Below are 19,400 nucleotides of genomic sequence, written 5' to 3' on the forward strand. Positions count from 1 at the left end.
GTGCGCTTGGGTTCCGGTGAGACACGTCACAGTGGGCGCACAGCTCACCGGGGCGGTGACCGCACGAGGACTCGGTGGCAGCCGCTGAGCGCACCGCTCAGGCTGCGAGGCCCGAAAGCGAGGCGCCCGATCCGGTGCGGGACCCGGTCCGGGGGTGCGCAGGCCGGTCGAGGAGCTGTCGGAGGTGCCGAGGCCGCACGCCGGTGCGGAACAGTTCACCAGCGAGAGCCCGAACGCCCCAACGCTCGTGGCCCTGTCGCCCTGGTGGGCGGCGGTTCACGCTCCGCGTCGGCGGTCGCTCACGAGCCCGGTCTCGTAGGCGACGATCACGAGCTGGGCACGGTCGCGCGCACGCAGTTTTGCGAGCAGGCGGCCGATATGGGTCTTGACCGTGGCCAGGCTCAGATGGAGGTGCTCTGCGATCTCCGTGTTGGACAGACCGCGCGCGATCAGGCTGAGCACGTCCAACTCCCGGTCGGTGACCCCGTCCAGCGATCGGCTGGGCGGGCGCGCGGGCTCCGGGCGGCGGGCGAACTCCGCGATCAGGCGGCGGGTCACCGAGGGCGCGAGCAGTGCCTCGCCCGCGGCGACGACGCCGACGGCGGTGAGAACCTCGGTGGGCGGTGTGTCCTTGAGCAGGAAGCCCGCGGCGCCGGCGCGCAAGGCGGCGTAGACGTACTCGTCCAGGTCGAAGGTGGTGAGGATGAGGACGCGGACGCCGGTCAGGGCCGGGTCCGCGCAGATCTGCCGGGTCGCCTCGATGCCGTCGAGGTCCGGCATGCGTACGTCCATCAGCACGACGTCCGGCCGTTCACGGCGGGCGAGTTCGACGGCCTCCGCCCCGTTCGCTGCCTCGCCCACGGCTGTCATGCCGGGCGTGTGGTCGACCAGGACCCGGAAGCTGCCGCGCACCATCGCCTGGTCGTCGGCGATCAGTACCCGGACCGGGGGCATCTCGGTCATGGTCATGGGTTCCTTTCGACGGGCAGGCGGACGGACACCGCGAAGCCGCCCTCCGGCCGGGGGCCCGCCTCGAAGCTGCCGCCGTACATCATCGCCCGTTCACGTATCCCCAAGAGGCCGTGCCCGCCCGGGAGTTCGCGGACGGTCCGGCCGAGTGCGGACGGCCGTCCCCGGTCCGTGATGTCGATGCGGATCTCGCGCGCGTCCGCCTCGACCGTGACCTGGCAGCGGGTCGGGGCCGCGTGCCGGACCGCGTTGGTGAGGGCCTCCTGGACGATCCGGTAGACGGTCAGCTGTGTGCCCTCGGCCATGCCGCCCGTGCCGTGCACCGTCAGGTCGACGTCCACCCCTGCCCGGCGTGCGTCTGCGGCGAGCGAGTCGAGGCCGTCGAGATCCGGTACGGGGCCCAGGGGCGCGCCCTCGGTGCGCAGCACACCGAGCGTGCGTCGCATCTCGGCCAGCGCGGAACGGCTTGTCTCCTCGATGGCCTTGAGCGCGGCCCGCGCCTCCTGCGGGTCGGCCTCCGCCACATGCCCTGCGACGCCCGCCCTGACGGCGATCAGGCTGAGGTTGTGCGAGACGATGTCATGCAGCTCACGCGCGATCCTCAGGCGCTCCTCGTCCAGTGCGCGCTCCGACCGGCGCCGCAGTTCCCGGGCGGCCGCGGCCCGGCGCCCGCGCACGGTGAACCCGAGAAGCCAGGCCCCGCCGATCACCAGGAGCACGAGCCCGGCCAGTCCGACGGCGCCCTGCCGGTCCTCGGCGGGAGTGACCACGGCTGCGCCGAGGTAGACGGCACCGCACGCCACCGGCAGCGTCACCGCGAGTGCGGACACGGACCGGCGCGCGGGTTCGGCCAGTCCGACGAGGTAGGCCGCGAGCCCGGCGGCGGTGTACGGCTCACGGGGGACGTCGAGGAGCGATGCCGTGGTCAGGCCGGCGAGCACGGTCAGCAGGACCGCGAGCGGCCAGCGTCGGCGTACGGCGATGGGCAGGCCGACCGTGGCGGCGATCAGGCAGCCGAGCCAGAGCGGTCCCCGGTAGACGGGCTGGCCGTCGTCGGCTGCGGTCAGCCGGGCGAAGCCGTTGTACACGACGGTCAGGGCCAGGGCCGCGCTGACGTCGAGGGCGTAGAGATGGCGCTGCCCCTTGGACTTCATGGCCCGACCGTATCTGTCCGTGTGCACTCAACCGGCCTGTCCGAGCAGCACCGTCAGCCCTAGCGTCACCAGGGTCAGCGGCACCCAGCGCAGCACCGCCGCCCGGCTGGGACGGGGCGCTCCCCGCAGCAGGGCCCAGCCGAGCGGCACCAGTGCCGTGCACAGTCCGGCCAGGGCCACCAGGGACAGCGGGGTGGTCCCCTTGAGCACTCCGAGGGGCAGGGCCGAGGCGAGACCGAGTGCGGCGGCGCGGACCGGGCCGAGGACCCGGGTGCGCCAGGCGCCGAGGGCGAGGACGGTCCACCCGGCGAGGACGGCGAGGTTCAGCGCGGCGAAGACGTGGAAGGCGCCGTAGCCGGCGGAGACCGCGTCGGTGGCGGGCCCGGCCCCCTGGGAACGCACCAGCTGGAAGGCCAGGTGGTCCACTCCCGCGTGGAAGGAACGGGCGAACAGTCCGAACATCACCAGGACCCCGCCCCACAGGCCCCAGCCGGCGCTGCGGGCCCCGATCCGTGCGGCCAGCACGGCCACCGCGGGCCAGAGCAGCAGGTTGCCCGCGGCGAAGAGGCCGTACGCGGTGGCCATCAGGGTGGGGTGGCGCTCGTACGCGGCGAGCTGGTCGGGGTAGAAGAAGTGGAAGCGGGCCCGCAGCAGCGCGCCGGCCAGCATCAGGAGCGGGCCGAGCACCAGGGCGGTGCCGCCCACCCAGCGTCCGGGGAAACCGGTGGCCTCCCACCGCTCGACGGGCAGAGCGCCACGCAGTCGGGCGCCGATCGTTGTGACCGGGGCGGCCGGGGATGTCGTCGGGTTCGTCATGCCGACGACGATGCCTTCACCGTGCCCGGCGGCGCGTCGGACCAGGATCCGAACCCCGGGATCAGACCTGGGTATGACCCGACGTCCGGCATTCGGGGGACGTGCGGGTGGTCCCGGAGACGTGTCCCACCCTGCGGGGGCATCCCTTGCTGGGACGAAAGGGGACTTGATGCCGCTCTATCTGTCGAGGTTCAGCTACACGCCGGAGACCTGGGCGAGACTCATCGCCCACCCCGAGGACCGTGCGGCGGCCGCTCGGTCGTACATCGAGTCTGTCGGCGGCAGGCTCCACGGCTTCTGGTACGCGTTCGGCGCCCGCGACGGTTACAACCTCTGGGAGGCCCCTGACAACGTCTCCATGGCCGCGGTCGCCCTGGCGATCAGCGGCGGCGGCGCCCTCGGCTCGTTCGAGACGACCGTTCTCCTGACCGTCGACGAGACCATGGAGGCCCTGCGCAAAGCCGGTCAGGTCCAGTACCGGGCCCCTGGCACGTAGCGGTCGTGCAACAGGTCCAGGCGCGCCTGGAATCGGGCCGATGCGTCCGGTCCGCGCAGTCGGTGGACGACGGGAACGAGGCCGAGGGCCTGGAGGACGGCCGGAGCGAGTGCGAGCCAGGCGAACCAGCCGGGTATGTCCACGAGGCGCACCGTATCGTGCCGTCACGCCCCCGGACTCCGCCGTCCCGACGCCGTTCAGGAGGAACGGGCGGCGACCTGTCCGACGACGGAGAAGCGCCGCCCGCACTCCGGGCACGTGGCCTCGCCGAAGGCATACGTCAGGGCGCGCGCGACCTCCTCGTGGCCGTCGGCCAGGGCAAGGTCGTGGAGGCGCCGGCCGAGGCCTTCGAGGGCGCGGGGATCGGCCGGATGGAGAGGGAAGGTCTCCAGGTCGTCGGAGAGGGCGTAGTCCTCCGCCGTGCTGAAGAAGCCGCGCTCTCCGAGGACCACCCACAGCGAGGCGCAGCCGTCGGGATCGGGGCACTCGAGCTCGTACTCCTCGCCGACCACGCCCCCGACCAGGTCCTCCGCCCAGTGGATGTCGCCCTCGAGGTTCAGGACCGCCTCAAGGAGGTGGCAGTAGTCGTTCCGGTCGGCGGTGACCTGCCGCCACCGGTTCGCGGCAGCCAGCAGGCGTGCGATCTCCGGCGCGTACCGGTCCCGTAGGTTCCGGGTCTCGAAGCGCTGGTCGGCCTGGACGAGCACGGCGCCGGCCAGGTGGAGGGCGGAAGCCGCCGTGTCGGCTGTGCCGGCCTCCGCCATGTCGGCCAACGCGCGCGGCACCAGCGGATCGGCGACGTCCAGCGTGCCGTTGTGGAAGAGCTCCGTCCACAGGTCGCTCCAGGCCCGGCCGTCCCCGGTGGCGGCTCGTTCCAGCAGGGTCCTCAGGCGGTCGGTGTCGGTGTCGTCTGCACGGGGCGCGGGAGAACTCGTCGTCATCCCCGGTATCCAAGCAGAGCGGGAGCCGGCCGCACCGTCGCGGTCTTCCGGTCTTCCGGGCTTTCGCCGTCCCGGCTTCCGCATGCGTCGGACGGGTCTCGGGCACGGGCGCAGCCGGACGCTCCCGCCGCCTCGGCCGCCGCCGCGTCCGACCGGTACGCGGCGGCAGTCCAGGGGTGGTCGGACCCGGTGCTGCCCGCAGCCGTCCGCGGGGCCGGCACCGGGCCCGCGCTCCACCCGCCGGGGCCCACGGACCGGCCCTCAGCCTGTCGGGGTGGTGCTCGTCAGGATCACCAGCCGCTGCGTGGCCCGCGTCATCGCCACGTACCGGTCCACCGCCCCCTGCACGCCCTCCCCGAAGTCCTGCGGGTCCACGAGGATCACCAGGTCGAATTCGAGGCCCTTCGAGAGGGCCGGGGTCAGGGAGCTAACCCGGGGGGCCGGCTCGAGGCCGGGGGCGCCGATGACGCAGGCGATGCCCTCCGGGTGGTCCTCCAGCCACCTGTCCAGCACCGTCGGCAGGTCCGTCACCGGGCCGTACGTCACCGGGACGCCCGTGCTGCGGATCGAGGTGGGGACGTTGGCGTCCGGGAGCGCGGTGCGGATGACCGGCTCGGCCTCCTTCATGATCTCTTCCGGGGTGCGGTAGTTGACGGTCAGGGAGGCCATCTCGACGCGGTCGAGACCCACCCGCGCGAGCCTGTCCTGCCAGGACTCCGTGAAGCCGTGCCGCGCCTGGGCGCGGTCGCCGACGATGGTGAAGCTGCGGGACGGGCAGCGCAGCAGCAGCATCTGCCACTCCGCGTCGGTCAGTTCCTGCGCCTCGTCGACCACGACGTGCGCGAAGGGTCCGGCGAGCAGGTCGGGGTCGCTCACCTGAAGGGAGTTCTCGTCGACCAGGGCGTCGTGGAAGTCCTCGCCGCGCAGCATCGTCACCAGGCCCATGCCGTACTCGTCGTCGGCGACCGCGCTGAGGTTCTCCACGACGGTCGCCATGCGCTCGCGCTCGGCGGCGACGGTGGCCTCGTTCCGGCGTTTGCGGAGCGAGGCGCGGGGGTCGCCGAGCCGTTGCCGTGCCGCGTCCAGGAGCGGCAGGTCGGACACCGTCCAGGCCTGGCCGTCGGCGCGCTGGAGCCGTCGTACCTCGTCGCGGTCCAGCCAGGGGGCGCACATCCGCAGGTAGGCCGGGACGGTCCACAGGTCGGAGACCAGGTCGGCGGCCTCCAGGAGCGGCCACGCGCGGTTGAAGGCGGTGAGCAGCTCCCTGTTCTGGCGCAGCGACCTGCGCAGCAGCGCCTCCGGGGCGTCGCCGTCGTGCCGGTCCACCAGGATGGTGAGCAGTTCGTTCCAGACCTGGTCGCGGGCGTCGTTGTGCGGGGCGCCCTCCGCGGCGTCGAAGGCCTCGGCCCAGTCGGCGGCGGTCAGCGGGATGTCGGACCAGTGGGTGGTGACGGTCATGCCCTCGGTGGGCGGCTCCTCGTAGAAGCGGACGGCCTTCTCGATGGCCTTCACCAGGTCCGCGGACGACTTCAGGCGGGCCACCTCCGGGTCGGTCTCGACCCCTGCCGTGGCTCCCTCGGCCACGAGGTCCCTGAGGACGCAGGTCTGCACGCCCTCCTCGCCGAGGCTGGGCAGGACGTCGGAGACGTAGGCCAGGTAGGGCCGGTGCGGGCCGACGAACAGGACGCCGCCGCGGCGGTGCCCGAGGCGCGGGTCGGAGTGCAGCAGGTAGGCGGAGCGGTGCAGGGCGACGACGGTCTTGCCGGTGCCGGGACCGCCGTCGACGACGAGCGCGCCCCGGGAGCTCGCGCGGATGATGGCGTCCTGGTCGGCCTGGATGGTGCCGAGGACGTCCCGCATGCGTTCCGAACGGTCGCTGCCGAGGCTGGCGATGAAGGCGGACTGGTCGTCGAGGGAGGCGTGGTGCCCGGCGAACCCGTCCGGGGCGAACACCTCGTCCCAGTAGTCGCCGATCCGGCCGTTCTTCCAGCGGTACCTGCGGCGGCTGGCCAGCCCCATCGGATTGGCGTGGGTGGCTCCGAAGAACGGCTCGGCGGCGGGGGAACGCCAGTCGACGAGCAGTCGGCGGCCCGTGCTGTCGGTGAGGCCGAGCCGTCCGACGTACACGGGCTCGGGGTCGTCCGCGTGGACCATGTGTCCGAGGCACAGGTCCAGGCCGAAGCGGCGCAGGGTGCGCAGCCGGGCGCTGAGGCGGTGGATCTCCGTGTCGCGGTCCATGGCCTCCTGGCCGATCCCTCCGGGCGCCCGGAGGGTGGCGGCGAGGGTGTCGGACAGTTCGGCGATCGTCTGCTCCAGGCACTCCGCGATGGCCGCGAAGTGTCCCTCGTCGGCGGCGGTCAGCGTCGGGTCGGCCTTGGCGGCGAGGCGCTCGGGAAGGTCGAACACGCTGGTGGGCAGGGTACTCAAGAGGACAGCTCCGGGGTGGGGGTCGGCGGCCGTGGGGCCTACGGCCGGTAAGTGTGCGCCTTCACCGGGGCCTTGCCGCAAGTCCCCCGGTGCGCTATAGGTTGAACATGGCAAGGAGGTACTGACTCCCTGCCTTTTCTTTTGCCTCCGATCATCCGGAAGCTCTTCGAAACATTCGAATATCACTCACCTCCACGGACCCTCCTTCTCCTGCGATCTTCCGAAAGATTTCGCTGGTTTGCTGAGGTCGGAGCCTTCTCGAAGCATTCGAAACATCCGTCGAAACTGTTGACGCTTGACAGGGGCAGGCCAAAACTGTGGGGCATGACTGACACACCCGCACACCCGACGCGCCGCAGCGTCTGCGGCCTCCTGCTGGCCACCGGCGCCACGCTGGCCCTGCCCGGCACCGCCGAGGCGGCCACGGTCATCACCACGAACCAGACCGGGACCAACAACGGCTACTACTACTCGTTCTGGACGGACGCCCAGGGCACGGTCTCCATGACCCTGAACAACGGCGGGAACTACAGCACGTCCTGGCGCAACACCGGCAACTTCGTGGCCGGCAAGGGCTGGAGCAACGGCTCCCGCAGGACCGTGAGCTACTCCGGCAGCTTCAACCCGTCCGGCAACGCCTACCTCGCCCTGTACGGCTGGACGTCCAACCCGCTCGTCGAGTACTACGTCGTCGACAACTGGGGCAACTACCGGCCCACCGGGACGTACAAGGGCACCGTCAGCAGCGACGGCGGAACGTACGACATCTACCAGACCACCCGCTACAACGCCCCGTCCGTGGAAGGCACCAAGACCTTCAACCAGTACTGGAGCGTCCGCCAGTCCCGGCGGACCGGCGGCACCATCACCACCGGCAACCACTTCGACGCCTGGGCCCGGGCCGGCATGCCGATGGGCAGCTTCAAGTACTACATGATCCTCGCGACCGAGGGTTACCAGAGCAGCGGCAACTCCAACATCACGGTGGCGTGATGAGGGGCCGGGCGCACCTCCCGTTACTGGCGGCCGCCGCCCTGGCAGCCGCCGGCACCCTCACCGTCCCCGCCGCCGCAGCCCCCGGGCAGGCCGCCGCCTGCTCCGGATACGTCGGTCTCACCTTCGACGACGGCCCGGGCAGCGGCACCACCGCCCTGCTGGGCTCCCTGAGGCAGTACGGCCTCCGGGCCACCATGTTCAACACGGGCCAGAACGCCGCCGCCAACCCGGCACTCGTCAGGGCCCAGGTCAGCGCCGGGATGTGGGTCGGCAACCACAGCTACACGCACCCGCACCTGACCCAGCAGAGCCAGGCCACGGTCGACTCGGAGATCTCCCGCACCCAGCAGGCGATCGCGAACGCCGGGGGCGGCACACCGAGACTCTTCCGCCCGCCGTACGGCGAGACCAACGCCACGGTGAAGGGCGTGGAGGCCAGGTACGGACTGACCGAGATCATCTGGAACGTCGACTCGCAGGACTGGAACAACGCCAGTACGGACGCGATCGTCGCGGCGGCCGGCCGGCTCACCGACGGCCAGGTGATCCTCATGCACGACTGGCCCGCCAACACCCGCGCGGCGATCCCGCGCATCGCGCAGACACTGGCCGCCAAGGGGCTGTGCGCGGGCATGATCTCGCCCCAGACCGGCCGCGCGGTGGCACCGGGCTGATCCGCCCGGCCGCGGTGACACGGCCGCGGTGCCACGGCACGACCATCTGGCCACAACCATCGGGCCCCGGCCACCCGGGCTCGGCGCGGCGGTCGTCTCCCCTTCGGGCCGCCGCGCCGAACACGGGGCGGGGTGACTCCGTTCGGCTGTGAATGCCGCGATTTCCCCGACGGAGCGGGCCACGGCCCGCAATCATGAGCGGCGGGCGGGGCGGGCAGGCCCCGCGCACCCATCCGTACGCCAAGTCACATGATCCGTCGCCCACTTGACGCGTCGTCGGCGCGTCATCCCGGAGGGAACCGCAGTCATGGCCACTCCCCTGTCCGCCGCGAAGATGCTCGCCGCACTGAAGGCCGAGGGCCTCACCGTGCACGAGCACGCCGGCTGGAAGACCCACAACCGCGACGCGGCGTCCGGGAAGTCCTTCGGGCCCGTCATCGGGGTGCTGATCCACCACACCGGCGGCCACGACGACAAGGAGCTCTGCTTCAAGGGCAGATCAGACCTTCCGGGACCGCTGTGCCACGCCTGGCTCGGCAAGACCGCCGGGCTGTGGATGATCGGCAACGGCCGTACCAACCACGCCGGTTACGCCGACATCGATGTCCTGAACGCCATCCGCGACGAGAGGCCCCTGCCCCACGACGACGTGGCGAAGGCGGACGGCAACGACTGCCTGTACGGCCTGGAGATCGAGAACCGCGGCAAGGGCGGTGACCCCTACCCGGCGGCGCAGTACCGGCAGGCCGTGCTGTGGGCGGCGGCGATCTGCCGGGCGCACGGCTGGAGCGAGAAGTCCGTCGCCGGGCACAAGGAGTGCCAGCCCGGGAAGATCGACCCGAGCTTCGACATGGACGACTTCCGGGCCGCGGTGAAGAAGCAGCTCGCCGCCGGGCCCGGAGCGACGGCCCCGACGAAGCCGGCGGGCAAGCCGCGCGTCGACCTGTCCCGCCTGGTGGCGGCGGCCAGGACCGACCCCGGGGCCAAGCAGGGCCACGTCAGCTACATGACCGGCACCAACCTCACCGAGGCCGCCCTCGTCGAACTCGGCTACCTCTCCAAGTCGTACGCCGGGGACGGGTCGTTCGGCAGCACGACCGTCGCCGCCTACGCCAAGTGGCAGCGCCACCTCGGCTACACCGGCGCCGACGCCAACGGCATCCCCGGCAAGATCTCCCTGTCCAGGCTGGGCGAGAGGACGGGGCTCTTCACCGTCGTGGCCTGACCCGCGCACCCCGCCGCCGGCCCGCCGCCGCCCCGCTCCGGGGCGTCGAGTTGCGGGTCGGCGCGGTCCCTGCGGTACTGGCTGTATCTGCCGAGCAGTCGCGGGGTCCTCTCTACAGGGTCGACAGGGAGAGGAGGCACATGATGGCCAAGCGTCTGGTGGTCTGCTGCGACGGGACCTGGAATCTCGCCGACCAGCCGAGCAAGACGAACGTCGCCAAGGTGGCCCTGGCCGTACGGCGACGCACCGCTGCCGGAACGGAACAGCGGGTGTACTACCACAGCGGGGTCGGCACGAGCCGGAAGGACCGGTTGCGGGGCGGGGCCTTCGGGATGGGCCTGTCGCGCAACGTCCTCGACGCCTACCGCTTCCTGATCCACACCTACGAGCCCGGGGACGCCCTGTACCTGTTCGGGTTCAGCCGGGGCGCGTTCACCGCGCGCAGCCTGGCCGGTCTGGTGCGCAACTGCGGCATCCTGCGCCCGGAACAGGCCGACCGGATCGACGAGGCGTGGGCGCTGTACCGCAGCCGCGCCGACAAACCGACCAGCGTGGCCGCGACCCTGTTCCGCGGGGCGTACTCGTACGAGACGGAGATCCGTTTCGTGGGCGTCTGGGACACGGTCGGCTCCCTGGGCATCCCGGTCCCGGCGCCCCGGTTCCTCCAGCCGCTCGTCGACCGCTTCAACCACCGCTGGGCCTTCCACGACACCACCCTCAGCAAGTCGGTGAACGGCGCCTTCCACGCGCTGGCCGTCGACGAGGAGCGCTCGGCGTTCCCGCCGACCCTGTGGCGGCAGGAGAAGGGGGCCGACAGGGACCAGGAGCTGAGACAGGTGTGGTTCGCCGGGGTGCACCTGTCCGTCGGGGGCGGCGAGAAGGACTCGGGCCTGTCCGACATCACCCTGCTGTGGATGGCCCGGCAGGCCGCCCGGTACGGCCTGGAGTTCGACCCCGTGGTCCTCAGCGCGGAGGGACCGGACCGCATGCGCCCGCAGGAGTGCGCCGACTTCGCCGTCCAGCCCGATCCCATGGGCCCGTGGAACCCCTCCCGGAAGGGCTTCTACCGGCTCTTCAAGCCCCTGCACCGGCCCGTCGGGCGGGAGAAGGACGAGCAGGGCCGCCCCGTCGGCAACGAGCACCTGGCGGACACGGTGCTGCGCCGCCGCGAGGGCGACCCCGGCTACCGTCCGCCGGCGCTCGAGACCTACCTGAAGGAGGTCGGGGAGCGGGACGTCGACGCGGTCCCGCTCAGCTTCAGCCGTGCGCCCGTCGAGGTCCCCTGAGGTCCACGGTTCCCTCGCAGGTGAGCCGGGGCGGCTGGGCGGCTGTCATCGACTCTCTGCTGCCGGGCCAGACCCGCTGGCTCGGCGGCAACCGGCTCCAGGTGAACCGGCACGAGCGCCCGCCCCGCGACATCCGCGGCGCCGAACTCGTCTTCGTCCCGGTGACGCCAGGGCGCGGCTGGGCGACGTGGGAGGAGCCGGGGCGCTACGCCCTCGTCTACGGCTGCGCGGGCGCCCTCGCCGACCCGGGCGCCCGGAGCGTGCCCGCGAGCCTCGGCACCCTGCTCGGCGCCGGGCGGGCCCGGGTCTTCGTCCTCCTGGACTCCCCGCTGAGCACCAGCCAGCTGGTCGCCGTGACCGGGCAGGGGCTGGGTTCGGTGGGGCGGCATCTGCGGGTGCTGCGGGACGCGGGGCTGGTGGAGCGGCGGCGGGCGGGGCGGTCGGTGCTGTACGTGCGGACGGCGGCCGGGGAGGTGCTGGTGGAGGCCTCGGGGGCAGGCGCCGGGGATGCGCCGGGCGGAGTTAGCATCCGCTCATGACGACTACAGATGGTTCCTCCCCCCTCGGCGTCGAGATCGGGGCCCTCACGGGCGGCTCCGCCGACCTCTCCCAGTACGCCGGCAAGGCCGTCCTCATCGTGAACGTGGCCTCCAAGTGCGGGCTCACCCCGCAGTACAACGGCCTGGAGAAGCTCCAGGAGCGGTACGCGGAGCGGGGCTTCACCGTGCTCGGCGTGCCCTGCAACCAGTTCCTGGGACAGGAGCCCGGCAGCGCCGAGGAGATCGCGGAGTTCTGCTCGGCGACGTACGGCGTGACCTTCCCGCTGACCGAGAAGGTCGAGGTGAACGGCGAGGGGCGGCACGCACTGTACGAGCGGCTGGTGGGCTTCGCCGACGCGGAGGGGCACAGCGGGGACATCCGCTGGAACTTCGAGAAGTTCCTGGTCGGGCGGGACGGGAAGGTCGTGGCCCGCTTCTCCCCGCAGACCGAGCCGGAGTCGGAGGAGATCGTCACCGCCGTGGAGAATGCGCTGGCCTAGCGGCTGCGGGTCCGTCGTGGCCGCGACCGGCCCCCACCGGCCCGAGCCCGACGCACAATCCCACCGCTGAAGCGCCGCAGGCACACGCCGAGCCCCCTCGGCAAGGACGGCGATCTGGTCGAGAGGGCTCTGTGGTGGTGCTTGTGCAGTTGTAGGGGTGTGGCCTGGTGTCACACCTTGACCGAGGCCACGAAGGCGCTCCACGCCTCGGCGGGGAAGGCCAGCTTGGGGCCCTCGGGGATCTTCGTGTCGCCGAGTTCGAGTGCTTCCTCCTCGGTCGACCTCACCATCAGACACGCCCCGTTGGCGTTGGTGTAGGTGGAGGTCGTCCATGTGTCCAGGGTGCCCAGACGAATTGCCATATTCGCTCCGTAGCCAGATGCGCAGTGTTCGGATCACGCCAACCTTTACTGATCGTTGGCGTGATCGACGCTACTCGCCGACTTCCTCTTTCGGAGCAGTCATTCACTCTTCTGGCGGCATATTCCAAGGGACTCTTCCAGGCGGACGAGTCAGGGGTGTACTATCCGGCCCGCCCTGTCCGGGAGCGGCTCAGCAGGTCACCGGGCGTACTCACGGGCGTACTCCTTGGCGATGTCCTCGATGAGCTGACGCGACTGGTCGACGTTGAGCGCCTGCGCCCTCAAGTGCTCGTACATCACGGTGTACTTCTGCACGTCGTGCGCCTTCTCCAGGTACAGGTCGCTGGTGACGCCCTCGATGTAGACGACGCTGGAGTCCGCCGCGTCCGAGAACTCCAGGATGGAGTACTGCCCGCTGAGCCCGGGATGGGCGCCGACGTCGAACGGCAGCACCTGCACGGTGATGTGCGGCTGCTGGGACATCTCCACGAGGTACTCGAGCTGCTCGCGCATCACCTGGCGGCTGCCGACCACCCGGCGCAGGGCCGCCTCGTCCAGAACGACCCACAGGCGCAGGGGATCCCGTTCGGCCGAGACCCGGCTCTGCCGCCGCAGCCGTACCTCGACGCGCTTGTCGTTCTCCGTCTCGGTGGCCTCCGGCGCGCCGCCGCGCACGATGGCCTCGGCGTACGGCCGGGTCTGCAACAGGCCGGTGATGATCTGGGGTTCGTACACGCGCAGCGACTCGGCGTCGGTCTCCAGGCCGATGTACACGCTGTAAGGGATGTCCCCGAAGGCGTGCCACCAGCCTTGCTGGCGCGAGTCCTTGGCCATCTGCATCAGGGAGTCGACGATGCGCTGGTCCTCGACCTCGTAGACCCCGCACAGGTCGCGGACGTCGCGCTGGCTGATGCTGCGCCGGCCGTTCTCCAGCCGGCTGATCTTCGACTGCGACACGAGCAGCCGCTCCGCCACCTCTTCGGCCGTCATGCCCTTGAGCTCGCGGAGCCTGCGCAGCTCCTGGCCCAGCCGGCGCCGCCTGACGGTGGGATTGACATTGGACGCCACGGGACGTGCACCTCCGGCTGCGTGCCTCGTTCTTGACTTTGCGTATCTGCTGTTGAGCAGACTGCCACCAAGGTGCTTATTACCGCTGGGAAACCGTGTATATGCGCTGCGTGCACGACAGTTGGGGCCGCCCGGCCGGCTGTGCCCGGACATGCGGCCGCGCGGGGCGCCGGAACCCTGCGACGTCCGGTGTACGGACGTACGGTTCCGTCGCCCCGCGCGGACCAGCGGCTCCCGAACCGGTCTGTGGGGACTGACGGTGCGGCGGCTGAGTGGTGCGGGTCGTACGCGGTGCGGGTCGTGCGTGGTGCGGTCGTGCTGCCGGCGGTGCGTGCCGAGGGTTCTGCGGCTCAGTGAGCCACGGCGCGCGCCATCGGTCCTCGGCGCGGTTGCATCGGAACGCCACGAGCGGGTTCCGGCGCGGGCCTGGCTCCGGGGGCGGCCTGCCGGCCGGCCGGTGCCGGGCTGCGACGTGGCTGTGCCGCCACGCCGTTCTGGACGTCCATCACGGCGTGCGCGACGAGTCCGCCCATGGGGTCGTGCCTGATCAGGTCCCGCAGCCGGGAGCGCGAGGAACGGCCCTCGTTGCCCGGATACAGGTGCTTGCCGAGGCCGACCGCGTGTGCCAGGGCGGCGAGCGCCGCGGTCCGCGGGTCCGGCGGTACGCCGGTGCGGATCGCCGAGTCCAGCCGGGCCCTGATCTCCCGGCTGATCTCGTTGTCCGTCGCCTGGTAGCGGGTGGTCGGCAGCACTCCGCACATCTGGCCCGCCACGGCATGCACCATGCCGCACCGCTCCAGATGCGAGAGATAGGTCTGACGGAGCCCGAGACGCGGCCCGCCGATCCAGTTCACTGCCCGCACGGGAGCGCCACGCCTTCGCAGCAACTCCAACGCGCAGTCCAAAGTCGGATCTCCAGTCGGCCGTGGGGCTACCACGGCGATACGATCCCCGTCTGGGGCTATCCGTCCGGCCAGCGCCAGCTCCACTAGCTGTGCTCCGGCCAGACCGAGGTCGAGCGACTGCGGCTGTGCGGTGGTACCCGTGGTCGGGTCCAACGCCAGCAGCAGAAGCTCCTCCGGAAGTGTTCTGCGGCTCCTGCCCATCCATGCCTCCCCGCGTGGATGAAAGACAGGGTGACCCCTCTCACATTCATCTGTCGAGGGTGCGTGACCTGTTTGTAGTGGAACCGGTAGGTATGTCGTTCTCGTCTACCGCTTGGGACAGGGCCGCACACAGGACACTGGTACATGGTTCGGACAGCGTGGTGTGGCGGTTGCCCGGGCGGCGGTTCAACGGTTCGGCAGACGCAGGGTGACGGAGACCGATCACCCGCGGCACATGGAGGAGGCATCGGTGGCGGGCGAGTCCCCCGACAGGTCGAAGCAGCGCGAGTCGTCGGCAGGACCGACGTCGGGGAGCGCGAGTCCGGTTCCCGAGGCGAGGAGTTCCGCCCGCGATCCCAGGCTCGCGGTGGCACGGGAGTCCGTCTCCCTCGGAGGCGTCGACACGGCCACGAAGGTCTTCTCGGTGCGTGACCTCCCGAAGGACCGCGAGGACGCCGAGGGCGCCGAGGACGGCGACGAGCGCCCCGCAGCGGACGGAACTGACGGTTCCGGCACCGGGGAGCCCGAGGACGCGCCCGCGCCCGCGGAGCAGCGCCCGGAGGACGCCGAGGGGGCGGACGACTCGGGAGACGACGCGGAGGACGCGGCTCCGGCTGAGGACCCGGACGGGTCGGAGAAGTCCGACACGAGTGACTCCGACACGAGTGACTCCGGTACGGGCGACTCCGCTGCGGGTGACTCCGGTACGGGCGGGAGTGGCGGCGAGGCCGCCGACGAGGCCGGTGACCGGGACGAGCGCGACGAGCCGGCCGCGGCGGGGGACGCGCGGCTGCGGGACGCGGTGGCGGCATGGGTCGCCACGGGTGACCGCGCCGACTCCGGGAAGGAGTCCGGCAAGGCGGAGGACAAGGCTCCTTCGGAGGCCGTGGAGAAGTCCGACGGCAAGGCCGCCGAGCCCGCCGAGGCCGCCGACGAGACCTCGCACGAGGACGAGGACGGCCCCGAGTCCGCCCCGGACGCGGGGACCGACAGCGAGCCGGAGTCGGACGCCGAGCCGGAGACGGACGCCGAGGCCAGGGCCGGCACCGCCGAGACGGCCGTGGCCGACGAAGCCCCCGCCGACGAACCCCCTGCCGACGAAGCTCCCGCCGACGACGAGGCCGACGATCCGGACACCGGCGAGTCGGACACCCCGGGGGCACGGGGAACCGTGCGACCGGCCCCCGCCGACCCGCGGCCCGACGACGAGCCCGAAGCAGACCCCCAGGACCGCGTGCCCGAGGACGCGGACGTGGCCGACAAGCCCCCCGTCGACCAGCCCACCGCCGTCTTCAAGGCTCCCCGGCCGCCCGTGGACCAGCCCACCACCATGCTGAAGCTCGGCAAGGCGCCGGATGCCGCCGAGCCGAAGGCGAAGCCCGAGCCCGAGAAGCGGCCCGAGCCGGAGGCCGAGGCCGAGCGGACGAGCAAGTTCGTCGCACTGAAGGACCTCGACGAGCCCCGCGAGGCACGGCCGAAGCCGGACGTGACCGCCGCCGTCCCCCAGGTCGGCCCGGAGCGGACCAGGCAGCAGCCCCTGCCGCCGAAGCCGCCCCTCGACCTGCTCGCGGAGCTCACCAACACCCCGCCGCCCCCGCCCAGCCCGCTGCGCACCCTCGGGCGCCGGGTCAAGATCTGGACCCCGCTGGTCCTCCTGCTGGTCGTCGTGTTTGCGATCGTGCAGGCCCTGCGTCCACTGCCGGAGCCCACGCTCAGCCTCACCGCCGAGGACTCCTACACCTTCGACGGCAGCAAGGTCACCCTCCCGTGGCCCACCCAGGGCCAGGGCTGGATGGACGTCAACGGCGTCGGCACGATGAGCGACTTCGGCAAGCAGACGCCGGTCGCGATCGGTTCCGTGGCCAAGGCCATGACCGCCTACATCGTCCTGAAGGACCACCCCCTCAAGTCCGGCGAGGAGGGCGCGAAGATCACCGTCGACGCGCTCGCCGAGAAGGAGGGCGGCTACAACAAGGACGGCGAGTCGACCCTCGACACGGTCAAGCAGGGCGACGTCCTCACCCAGAAGCAGGCGATCGCGGCGATCATGATCCCGTCCGCCAACAACATCGCCCGGCTGCTCGCCCGGTGGGACGCCGGTTCCGAGAAGGCGTTCATCGCGAAGATGAACGCCACCGCCAAGGAACTCGGCATGAAGAACACGACGTACACCGACGCCTCGGGCCTGAAGGAGACCACCGTCTCCACCGCCGAGGACCAGGTGAAGCTCGGCAACGAGCTCGTCAGGATCCCGGCACTGATGGAGATCACGTCCATGGGGCAGTGGATCGATCCGTCCGGACAGAAGTGGTACAACTACAACTATCTGGTCCCTTACAACGGCGCCATCGGCATCAAGACCGGCACTACCAGCGCGGCCGGCGGCAATCTCCTCTTCGCCGCGCGCAAGGAGGTCGGCGGTGAGACCGTCACCCTCGTGGGCGCGATCCTCGGCCAGCACAAGGCACCGATCATCAAGACCGTCAACGACGTCAGCCGGGTCGCGATGCTCGCCGCCCAGGACGACCTGACCTCGGCGAAGATCCTCAAGAAGGGCGACGTCGTCGGTTACGTGGACGACGGCCTCGGCGGCCACACCCCGGTCGTACTGACCAAGGACGTCACCGCCGTCGGCTGGGCCGGCTACAAGGTGAAGCTGTCCTTCGCCGCCGACGACGTACCGCACACCGCGAAGGCCGGCACCAAGGTCGGCACCCTCACCGTCGGCGACGGAGAGGGCGGCGCGGTCAAGGTCCCGGTCACCCTCCAGAAGGATCTGACCGAACCGGGCCTCACCGACAAGCTGACCCGCGTCGGCTGAGCCCGGAAGGGACGCACGCAGCGTCTCGGCCCGTCGGCCGGACCCCGCCCGGGTTCCGGTCGGCGGGCCGCGTGCTAGCGTCACGAACCGGGGCAGGTCGACGCTGGGGCGCGGCCGAGAAACGAAGACGGGACACCACGGGGAGTGCCTTCAGGTGGCCACTGCGGAGCCGACACGCGCCGACGACACCGACCCGGGCCCGGGTACCGGCCCGCGAATAGGGGTGCCCGCTGACTCCGGCGCCGATGCCGGCGGGGCGCCCAAGGGCGTCCGGGGCAGGACCTGGTCGGCGCTCCTCGCGCTGCGCGAGCGGCTGCTGCGGCACCCCGTCCTCTCCATGACCGCGCTGTCCGGCGTCCTCCACATCGTCTGGTTCTTCACGTTCGCGAACAGTGGCGGTGACCTCGCGGCGCAGGACGCGTGGGCCGAGTTCGTCGGCCGGCACCCGGACTCCGCGTACAACCTGGCGTGGTACGGCGGCATGCATCCGGTGTCGTACAGCGTCGTCTCGCCGTACCTGATGTCGGTCCTCGGCGTCCGTACGACGATGATGCTGGCCGGGACGGTCTCGGCCGGGCTGCTGACGCTGGTCCTCATCCGCAGCCGGTCGGTGCGGAACCCGCTGTGGGCGTCGCTGGCGGGCGTGTACGCCTTCCTGTGCAACGCGGCCTCGGGCCGGGTGACCTTCGGGCTCGGCACGGTCTTCGCGCTGGGCGCGGTCGCGGTCGTCTTCTGCTGGCCGCACCGCTGGCGCTACAAGCGCTGGGCCAAGGCCGCCTGCGCGGCCCCGCTCGCCGCCCTCGCGACCATGGCCTCGCCCGTCGCGGGGCTCTTCGTGGGCCTGGTGGCGGTCGCGCTCTTCCTTCAGAAACGGCGTCCGGGTGCCTGGGCGCTGGGTCTCGCGCCCACGGCCGTCGTCGCGCTGTCCGCCTGGCTCTTCCCGTTCGCCGGCACCCAGCCGATGAAGATCGCCTCGGTGCTGCTGCCCCTGGTGTACGGCGTCCTGGTCTTCCTCCTCGTCCCGCGCGAGTGGACGACGGTCCGGATCACCGCCGGCGTGTACAGCCTCTCGGTCGTCCTGGTCTGGCTGGTCAGCTCGCAGATCGGCTCCAACATCTCGCGCCTGTCGATGCTGTTCGCCGGGGTGGCCCTGGCGGCCGCGCTGCCGTTCACGGTGCCGCGCTCGCGCAAGTGGTACGCCGTCGTCGTCGCCTTCGCCGGCTTCACCGTCTGGATCGGCTTCAAGTCCGTCGACGACGTCGTCCACACGACCCCGACCGCGTCCTGGGCGCGCGAGCTGGCCCCCCTGGTCAACGAGCTCCAGGAGGTCGGCGCCGAGAAGGGCCGCGTCGAGGTCGTACCGGCCGCCTCCCACCGCGAGGCGTCCGCGCTCGCGCCGTACGTCAACCTCGCCCGGGGCTGGAACCGGCAGGCCGACATGGAGCGCAACCCGCTCTTCTACGACGACACCCTGAACTCCGCGAACTACCACGAGTGGCTCCAGCGCTGGGCCGTGCACTTCGTGGTCGTGCCGAAGGACGAGCCCGACGGGGACGGCGGCGAGCGGGAACGTGAGCTCGTCCAGCGCGGGATGCCGTACCTGCGGCAGATCTGGGGCGACGCGAACTGGCAGCTCTTCCGGGTGACCGACCCGGCGCCGCTCGCCTCCCCGAACACCGTCGTGGACCGGGCCGCGCAGGGCGAGATGACCATGCGGGTGAAGAAGGCCGGGCGGATCCTGATCCGGATCCCGTATTCGCCGTGGCTGTCGATCGTCGACGCGGAGGGCAAGAAGGTGCAGCCGCCGCAGGAGACGGACGAGTCCAAGGAGCGGGATGCCTCGCCGAAGGTCTTCGAGAACGTCAACGGGTGTCTGATGGAGACGCCGGAGGACGCGGACGGGGACAAGTGGACGATGCTGCTCGCTCCGCGGGCGGGGACGTACCGGTTGGCGGCGCCGTACACGGTGCCGCGCGGGACGCCTTGTCCGGATGAGTTGAAGTAGTCTCGCGGCTGGCTT

17 protein-coding genes and 1 pseudogene are annotated in these 19,400 nt (G+C 71.5%); 9 read left to right on the forward strand and 9 right to left on the reverse strand.

Features of this window, described 5'->3' with window-relative positions; genetic code table 11:
* Positions 1 to 276: 276 nt before the first annotated feature.
* From ACIQJT_RS27190 to ACIQJT_RS27200, 3 genes are read right to left on the reverse strand one after another with little or no spacing between them, the layout of a single operon-like run.
* Positions 277 to 969, reverse strand: coding sequence for a response regulator (locus ACIQJT_RS27190; RefSeq protein WP_402647780.1), 693 nt, complete (start codon positions 967 to 969; stop codon positions 277 to 279).
* Positions 966 to 2,123, reverse strand: a complete 1,158-nt coding sequence (locus ACIQJT_RS27195) for a sensor histidine kinase (protein WP_402647784.1) — start codon at positions 2,121 to 2,123, stop codon at positions 966 to 968. Before ACIQJT_RS27195 ends, ACIQJT_RS27190 begins: the two co-directional genes overlap by 4 nt.
* 27 nt (positions 2,124 to 2,150) lie before the next feature.
* A complete protein-coding gene (locus ACIQJT_RS27200; protein ID WP_402647787.1) occupies positions 2,151 to 2,939 on the reverse strand; it encodes a hypothetical protein in 789 nt (262 codons plus the stop codon).
* Positions 2,940 to 3,108: 169 nt separating this feature from the next.
* Here ACIQJT_RS27200 and ACIQJT_RS27205 point away from each other — a divergent pair, with 169 nt between their 5' ends.
* A complete protein-coding gene (locus ACIQJT_RS27205) occupies positions 3,109 to 3,435 on the forward strand; it encodes a GYD domain-containing protein (protein WP_402647790.1) in 327 nt (108 codons plus the stop codon).
* On the opposite strand, the gene ACIQJT_RS27210 is transcribed toward ACIQJT_RS27205, so the two are convergent.
* The 3 genes from ACIQJT_RS27210 to helR form a co-directional block, all read right to left on the reverse strand.
* Positions 3,405 to 3,578 carry a hypothetical protein gene (locus ACIQJT_RS27210; protein WP_402647793.1) on the reverse strand — a complete coding sequence of 58 codons (174 nt, stop codon included), beginning with the start codon at positions 3,576 to 3,578 and terminating at the stop codon, positions 3,405 to 3,407. The two genes, ACIQJT_RS27205 and ACIQJT_RS27210, sit on opposite strands and share 31 nt — an antisense overlap.
* 54 nt (positions 3,579 to 3,632) lie before the next feature.
* Positions 3,633 to 4,376, reverse strand: coding sequence for a hypothetical protein (locus ACIQJT_RS27215; protein WP_402647795.1), 744 nt, complete (start codon positions 4,374 to 4,376; stop codon positions 3,633 to 3,635).
* Positions 4,377 to 4,637: 261 nt separating this feature from the next.
* Positions 4,638 to 6,803 (reverse strand): RNA polymerase recycling motor ATPase HelR, encoded by a 2,166-nt coding sequence (gene helR / locus ACIQJT_RS27220; RefSeq protein WP_402647797.1) that lies wholly within the window; start codon positions 6,801 to 6,803, stop codon positions 4,638 to 4,640.
* Between the two features lie 324 nt (positions 6,804 to 7,127).
* Between helR and ACIQJT_RS27225 the strand changes: the two genes are divergently transcribed.
* The 6 genes and pseudogenes from ACIQJT_RS27225 to ACIQJT_RS27250 all read left to right on the forward strand — a co-directional run bounded on the left by ACIQJT_RS27225 (position 7,128) and on the right by ACIQJT_RS27250 (position 12,023).
* Positions 7,128 to 7,796, forward strand: coding sequence for a glycoside hydrolase family 11 protein (locus tag ACIQJT_RS27225; protein ID WP_365452030.1), 669 nt, complete (start codon positions 7,128 to 7,130; stop codon positions 7,794 to 7,796).
* The gene (locus ACIQJT_RS27230; RefSeq protein ID WP_365452032.1) at positions 7,796 to 8,473 is read left to right on the forward strand and encodes a polysaccharide deacetylase family protein; all 678 of its coding nucleotides are present in this window, start codon (positions 7,796 to 7,798) and stop codon (positions 8,471 to 8,473) included. Before ACIQJT_RS27225 ends, ACIQJT_RS27230 begins: the two co-directional genes overlap by 1 nt.
* 307 nt (positions 8,474 to 8,780) lie before the next feature.
* On the forward strand, positions 8,781 to 9,698 hold the full coding sequence (locus ACIQJT_RS27235) for an N-acetylmuramoyl-L-alanine amidase (protein WP_402647800.1): 918 nt from the start codon (positions 8,781 to 8,783) through the stop codon (positions 9,696 to 9,698).
* Positions 9,699 to 9,838: 140 nt separating this feature from the next.
* Entirely contained in the window at positions 9,839 to 10,984 is a 1,146-nt protein-coding gene (locus ACIQJT_RS27240) for a DUF2235 domain-containing protein (protein ID WP_402647803.1), read from the forward strand.
* A 14-nt stretch (positions 10,985 to 10,998) separates the two neighbouring features.
* Positions 10,999 to 11,523, forward strand: a pseudogene (locus tag ACIQJT_RS27245) (ArsR/SmtB family transcription factor); the annotation flags it as partial.
* Positions 11,520 to 12,023 (forward strand): glutathione peroxidase, encoded by a 504-nt coding sequence (locus ACIQJT_RS27250; RefSeq protein ID WP_365452038.1) that lies wholly within the window; start codon positions 11,520 to 11,522, stop codon positions 12,021 to 12,023. The pseudogene ACIQJT_RS27245 and the gene ACIQJT_RS27250, both read left to right, overlap by 4 nt.
* Before the next feature lie 170 nt (positions 12,024 to 12,193).
* Here the strand turns inward: ACIQJT_RS27250 and ACIQJT_RS27255 are convergent, their stop codons facing one another.
* From ACIQJT_RS27255 to ACIQJT_RS27265, 3 genes are all read right to left on the reverse strand, one after another.
* Complete coding sequence (locus ACIQJT_RS27255) at positions 12,194 to 12,385, reverse strand: DUF397 domain-containing protein (protein ID WP_007382715.1); 192 nt, start codon at positions 12,383 to 12,385, stop codon at positions 12,194 to 12,196.
* A gap of 198 nt (positions 12,386 to 12,583) precedes the next feature.
* Positions 12,584 to 13,453 (reverse strand): helix-turn-helix domain-containing protein, encoded by an 870-nt coding sequence (locus ACIQJT_RS27260; RefSeq protein ID WP_402647806.1) that lies wholly within the window; start codon positions 13,451 to 13,453, stop codon positions 12,584 to 12,586.
* A 350-nt stretch (positions 13,454 to 13,803) separates the two neighbouring features.
* Positions 13,804 to 14,559: a GPP34 family phosphoprotein gene (locus ACIQJT_RS27265; RefSeq protein ID WP_365452042.1), complete on the reverse strand. Its 756-nt coding sequence runs from the start codon at positions 14,557 to 14,559 to the stop codon at positions 13,804 to 13,806.
* A 235-nt stretch (positions 14,560 to 14,794) separates the two neighbouring features.
* Between ACIQJT_RS27265 and ACIQJT_RS27270 the strand changes: the two genes are divergently transcribed.
* Positions 14,795 to 17,380 carry a D-alanyl-D-alanine carboxypeptidase gene (locus tag ACIQJT_RS27270; protein WP_402647808.1) on the forward strand — a complete coding sequence of 862 codons (2,586 nt, stop codon included), beginning with the start codon at positions 14,795 to 14,797 and terminating at the stop codon, positions 17,378 to 17,380.
* Positions 17,381 to 17,534: 154 nt separating this feature from the next.
* Positions 17,535 to 19,385, forward strand: coding sequence for an MFS transporter (locus ACIQJT_RS27275; protein ID WP_365452046.1), 1,851 nt, complete (start codon positions 17,535 to 17,537; stop codon positions 19,383 to 19,385).
* Positions 19,386 to 19,400: the final 15 nt, after the last annotated feature.

Source organism: Streptomyces sp. NPDC091972, from assembly GCF_044756385.1.
Classification (GTDB): domain Bacteria; phylum Actinomycetota; class Actinomycetes; order Streptomycetales; family Streptomycetaceae; genus Streptomyces.

Coding starts and splice junctions, on each gene's coding strand:
- ACIQJT_RS27190 (WP_402647780.1), bottom strand. CDS start 969: ATGACCATGACCGAGATGCCCCCGGTCCGGGTACTGATCGCCGACGAC.
- ACIQJT_RS27195 (WP_402647784.1), bottom strand. CDS start 2,123: ATGAAGTCCAAGGGGCAGCGCCATCTCTACGCCCTCGACGTCAGCGCG.
- ACIQJT_RS27200 (WP_402647787.1), bottom strand. CDS start 2,939: ATGACGAACCCGACGACATCCCCGGCCGCCCCGGTCACAACGATCGGC.
- ACIQJT_RS27205 (WP_402647790.1), top strand. CDS start 3,109: ATGCCGCTCTATCTGTCGAGGTTCAGCTACACGCCGGAGACCTGGGCG.
- ACIQJT_RS27215 (WP_402647795.1), bottom strand. CDS start 4,376: ATGACGACGAGTTCTCCCGCGCCCCGTGCAGACGACACCGACACCGAC.
- ACIQJT_RS27225 (WP_365452030.1), top strand. CDS start 7,128: ATGACTGACACACCCGCACACCCGACGCGCCGCAGCGTCTGCGGCCTC.
- ACIQJT_RS27230 (WP_365452032.1), top strand. CDS start 7,796: ATGAGGGGCCGGGCGCACCTCCCGTTACTGGCGGCCGCCGCCCTGGCA.
- ACIQJT_RS27235 (WP_402647800.1), top strand. CDS start 8,781: ATGGCCACTCCCCTGTCCGCCGCGAAGATGCTCGCCGCACTGAAGGCC.
- ACIQJT_RS27240 (WP_402647803.1), top strand. CDS start 9,839: ATGATGGCCAAGCGTCTGGTGGTCTGCTGCGACGGGACCTGGAATCTC.
- ACIQJT_RS27250 (WP_365452038.1), top strand. CDS start 11,520: ATGACGACTACAGATGGTTCCTCCCCCCTCGGCGTCGAGATCGGGGCC.
- ACIQJT_RS27255 (WP_007382715.1), bottom strand. CDS start 12,385: ATGGCAATTCGTCTGGGCACCCTGGACACATGGACGACCTCCACCTAC.
- ACIQJT_RS27265 (WP_365452042.1), bottom strand. CDS start 14,559: ATGGGCAGGAGCCGCAGAACACTTCCGGAGGAGCTTCTGCTGCTGGCG.
- ACIQJT_RS27270 (WP_402647808.1), top strand. CDS start 14,795: ATGGAGGAGGCATCGGTGGCGGGCGAGTCCCCCGACAGGTCGAAGCAG.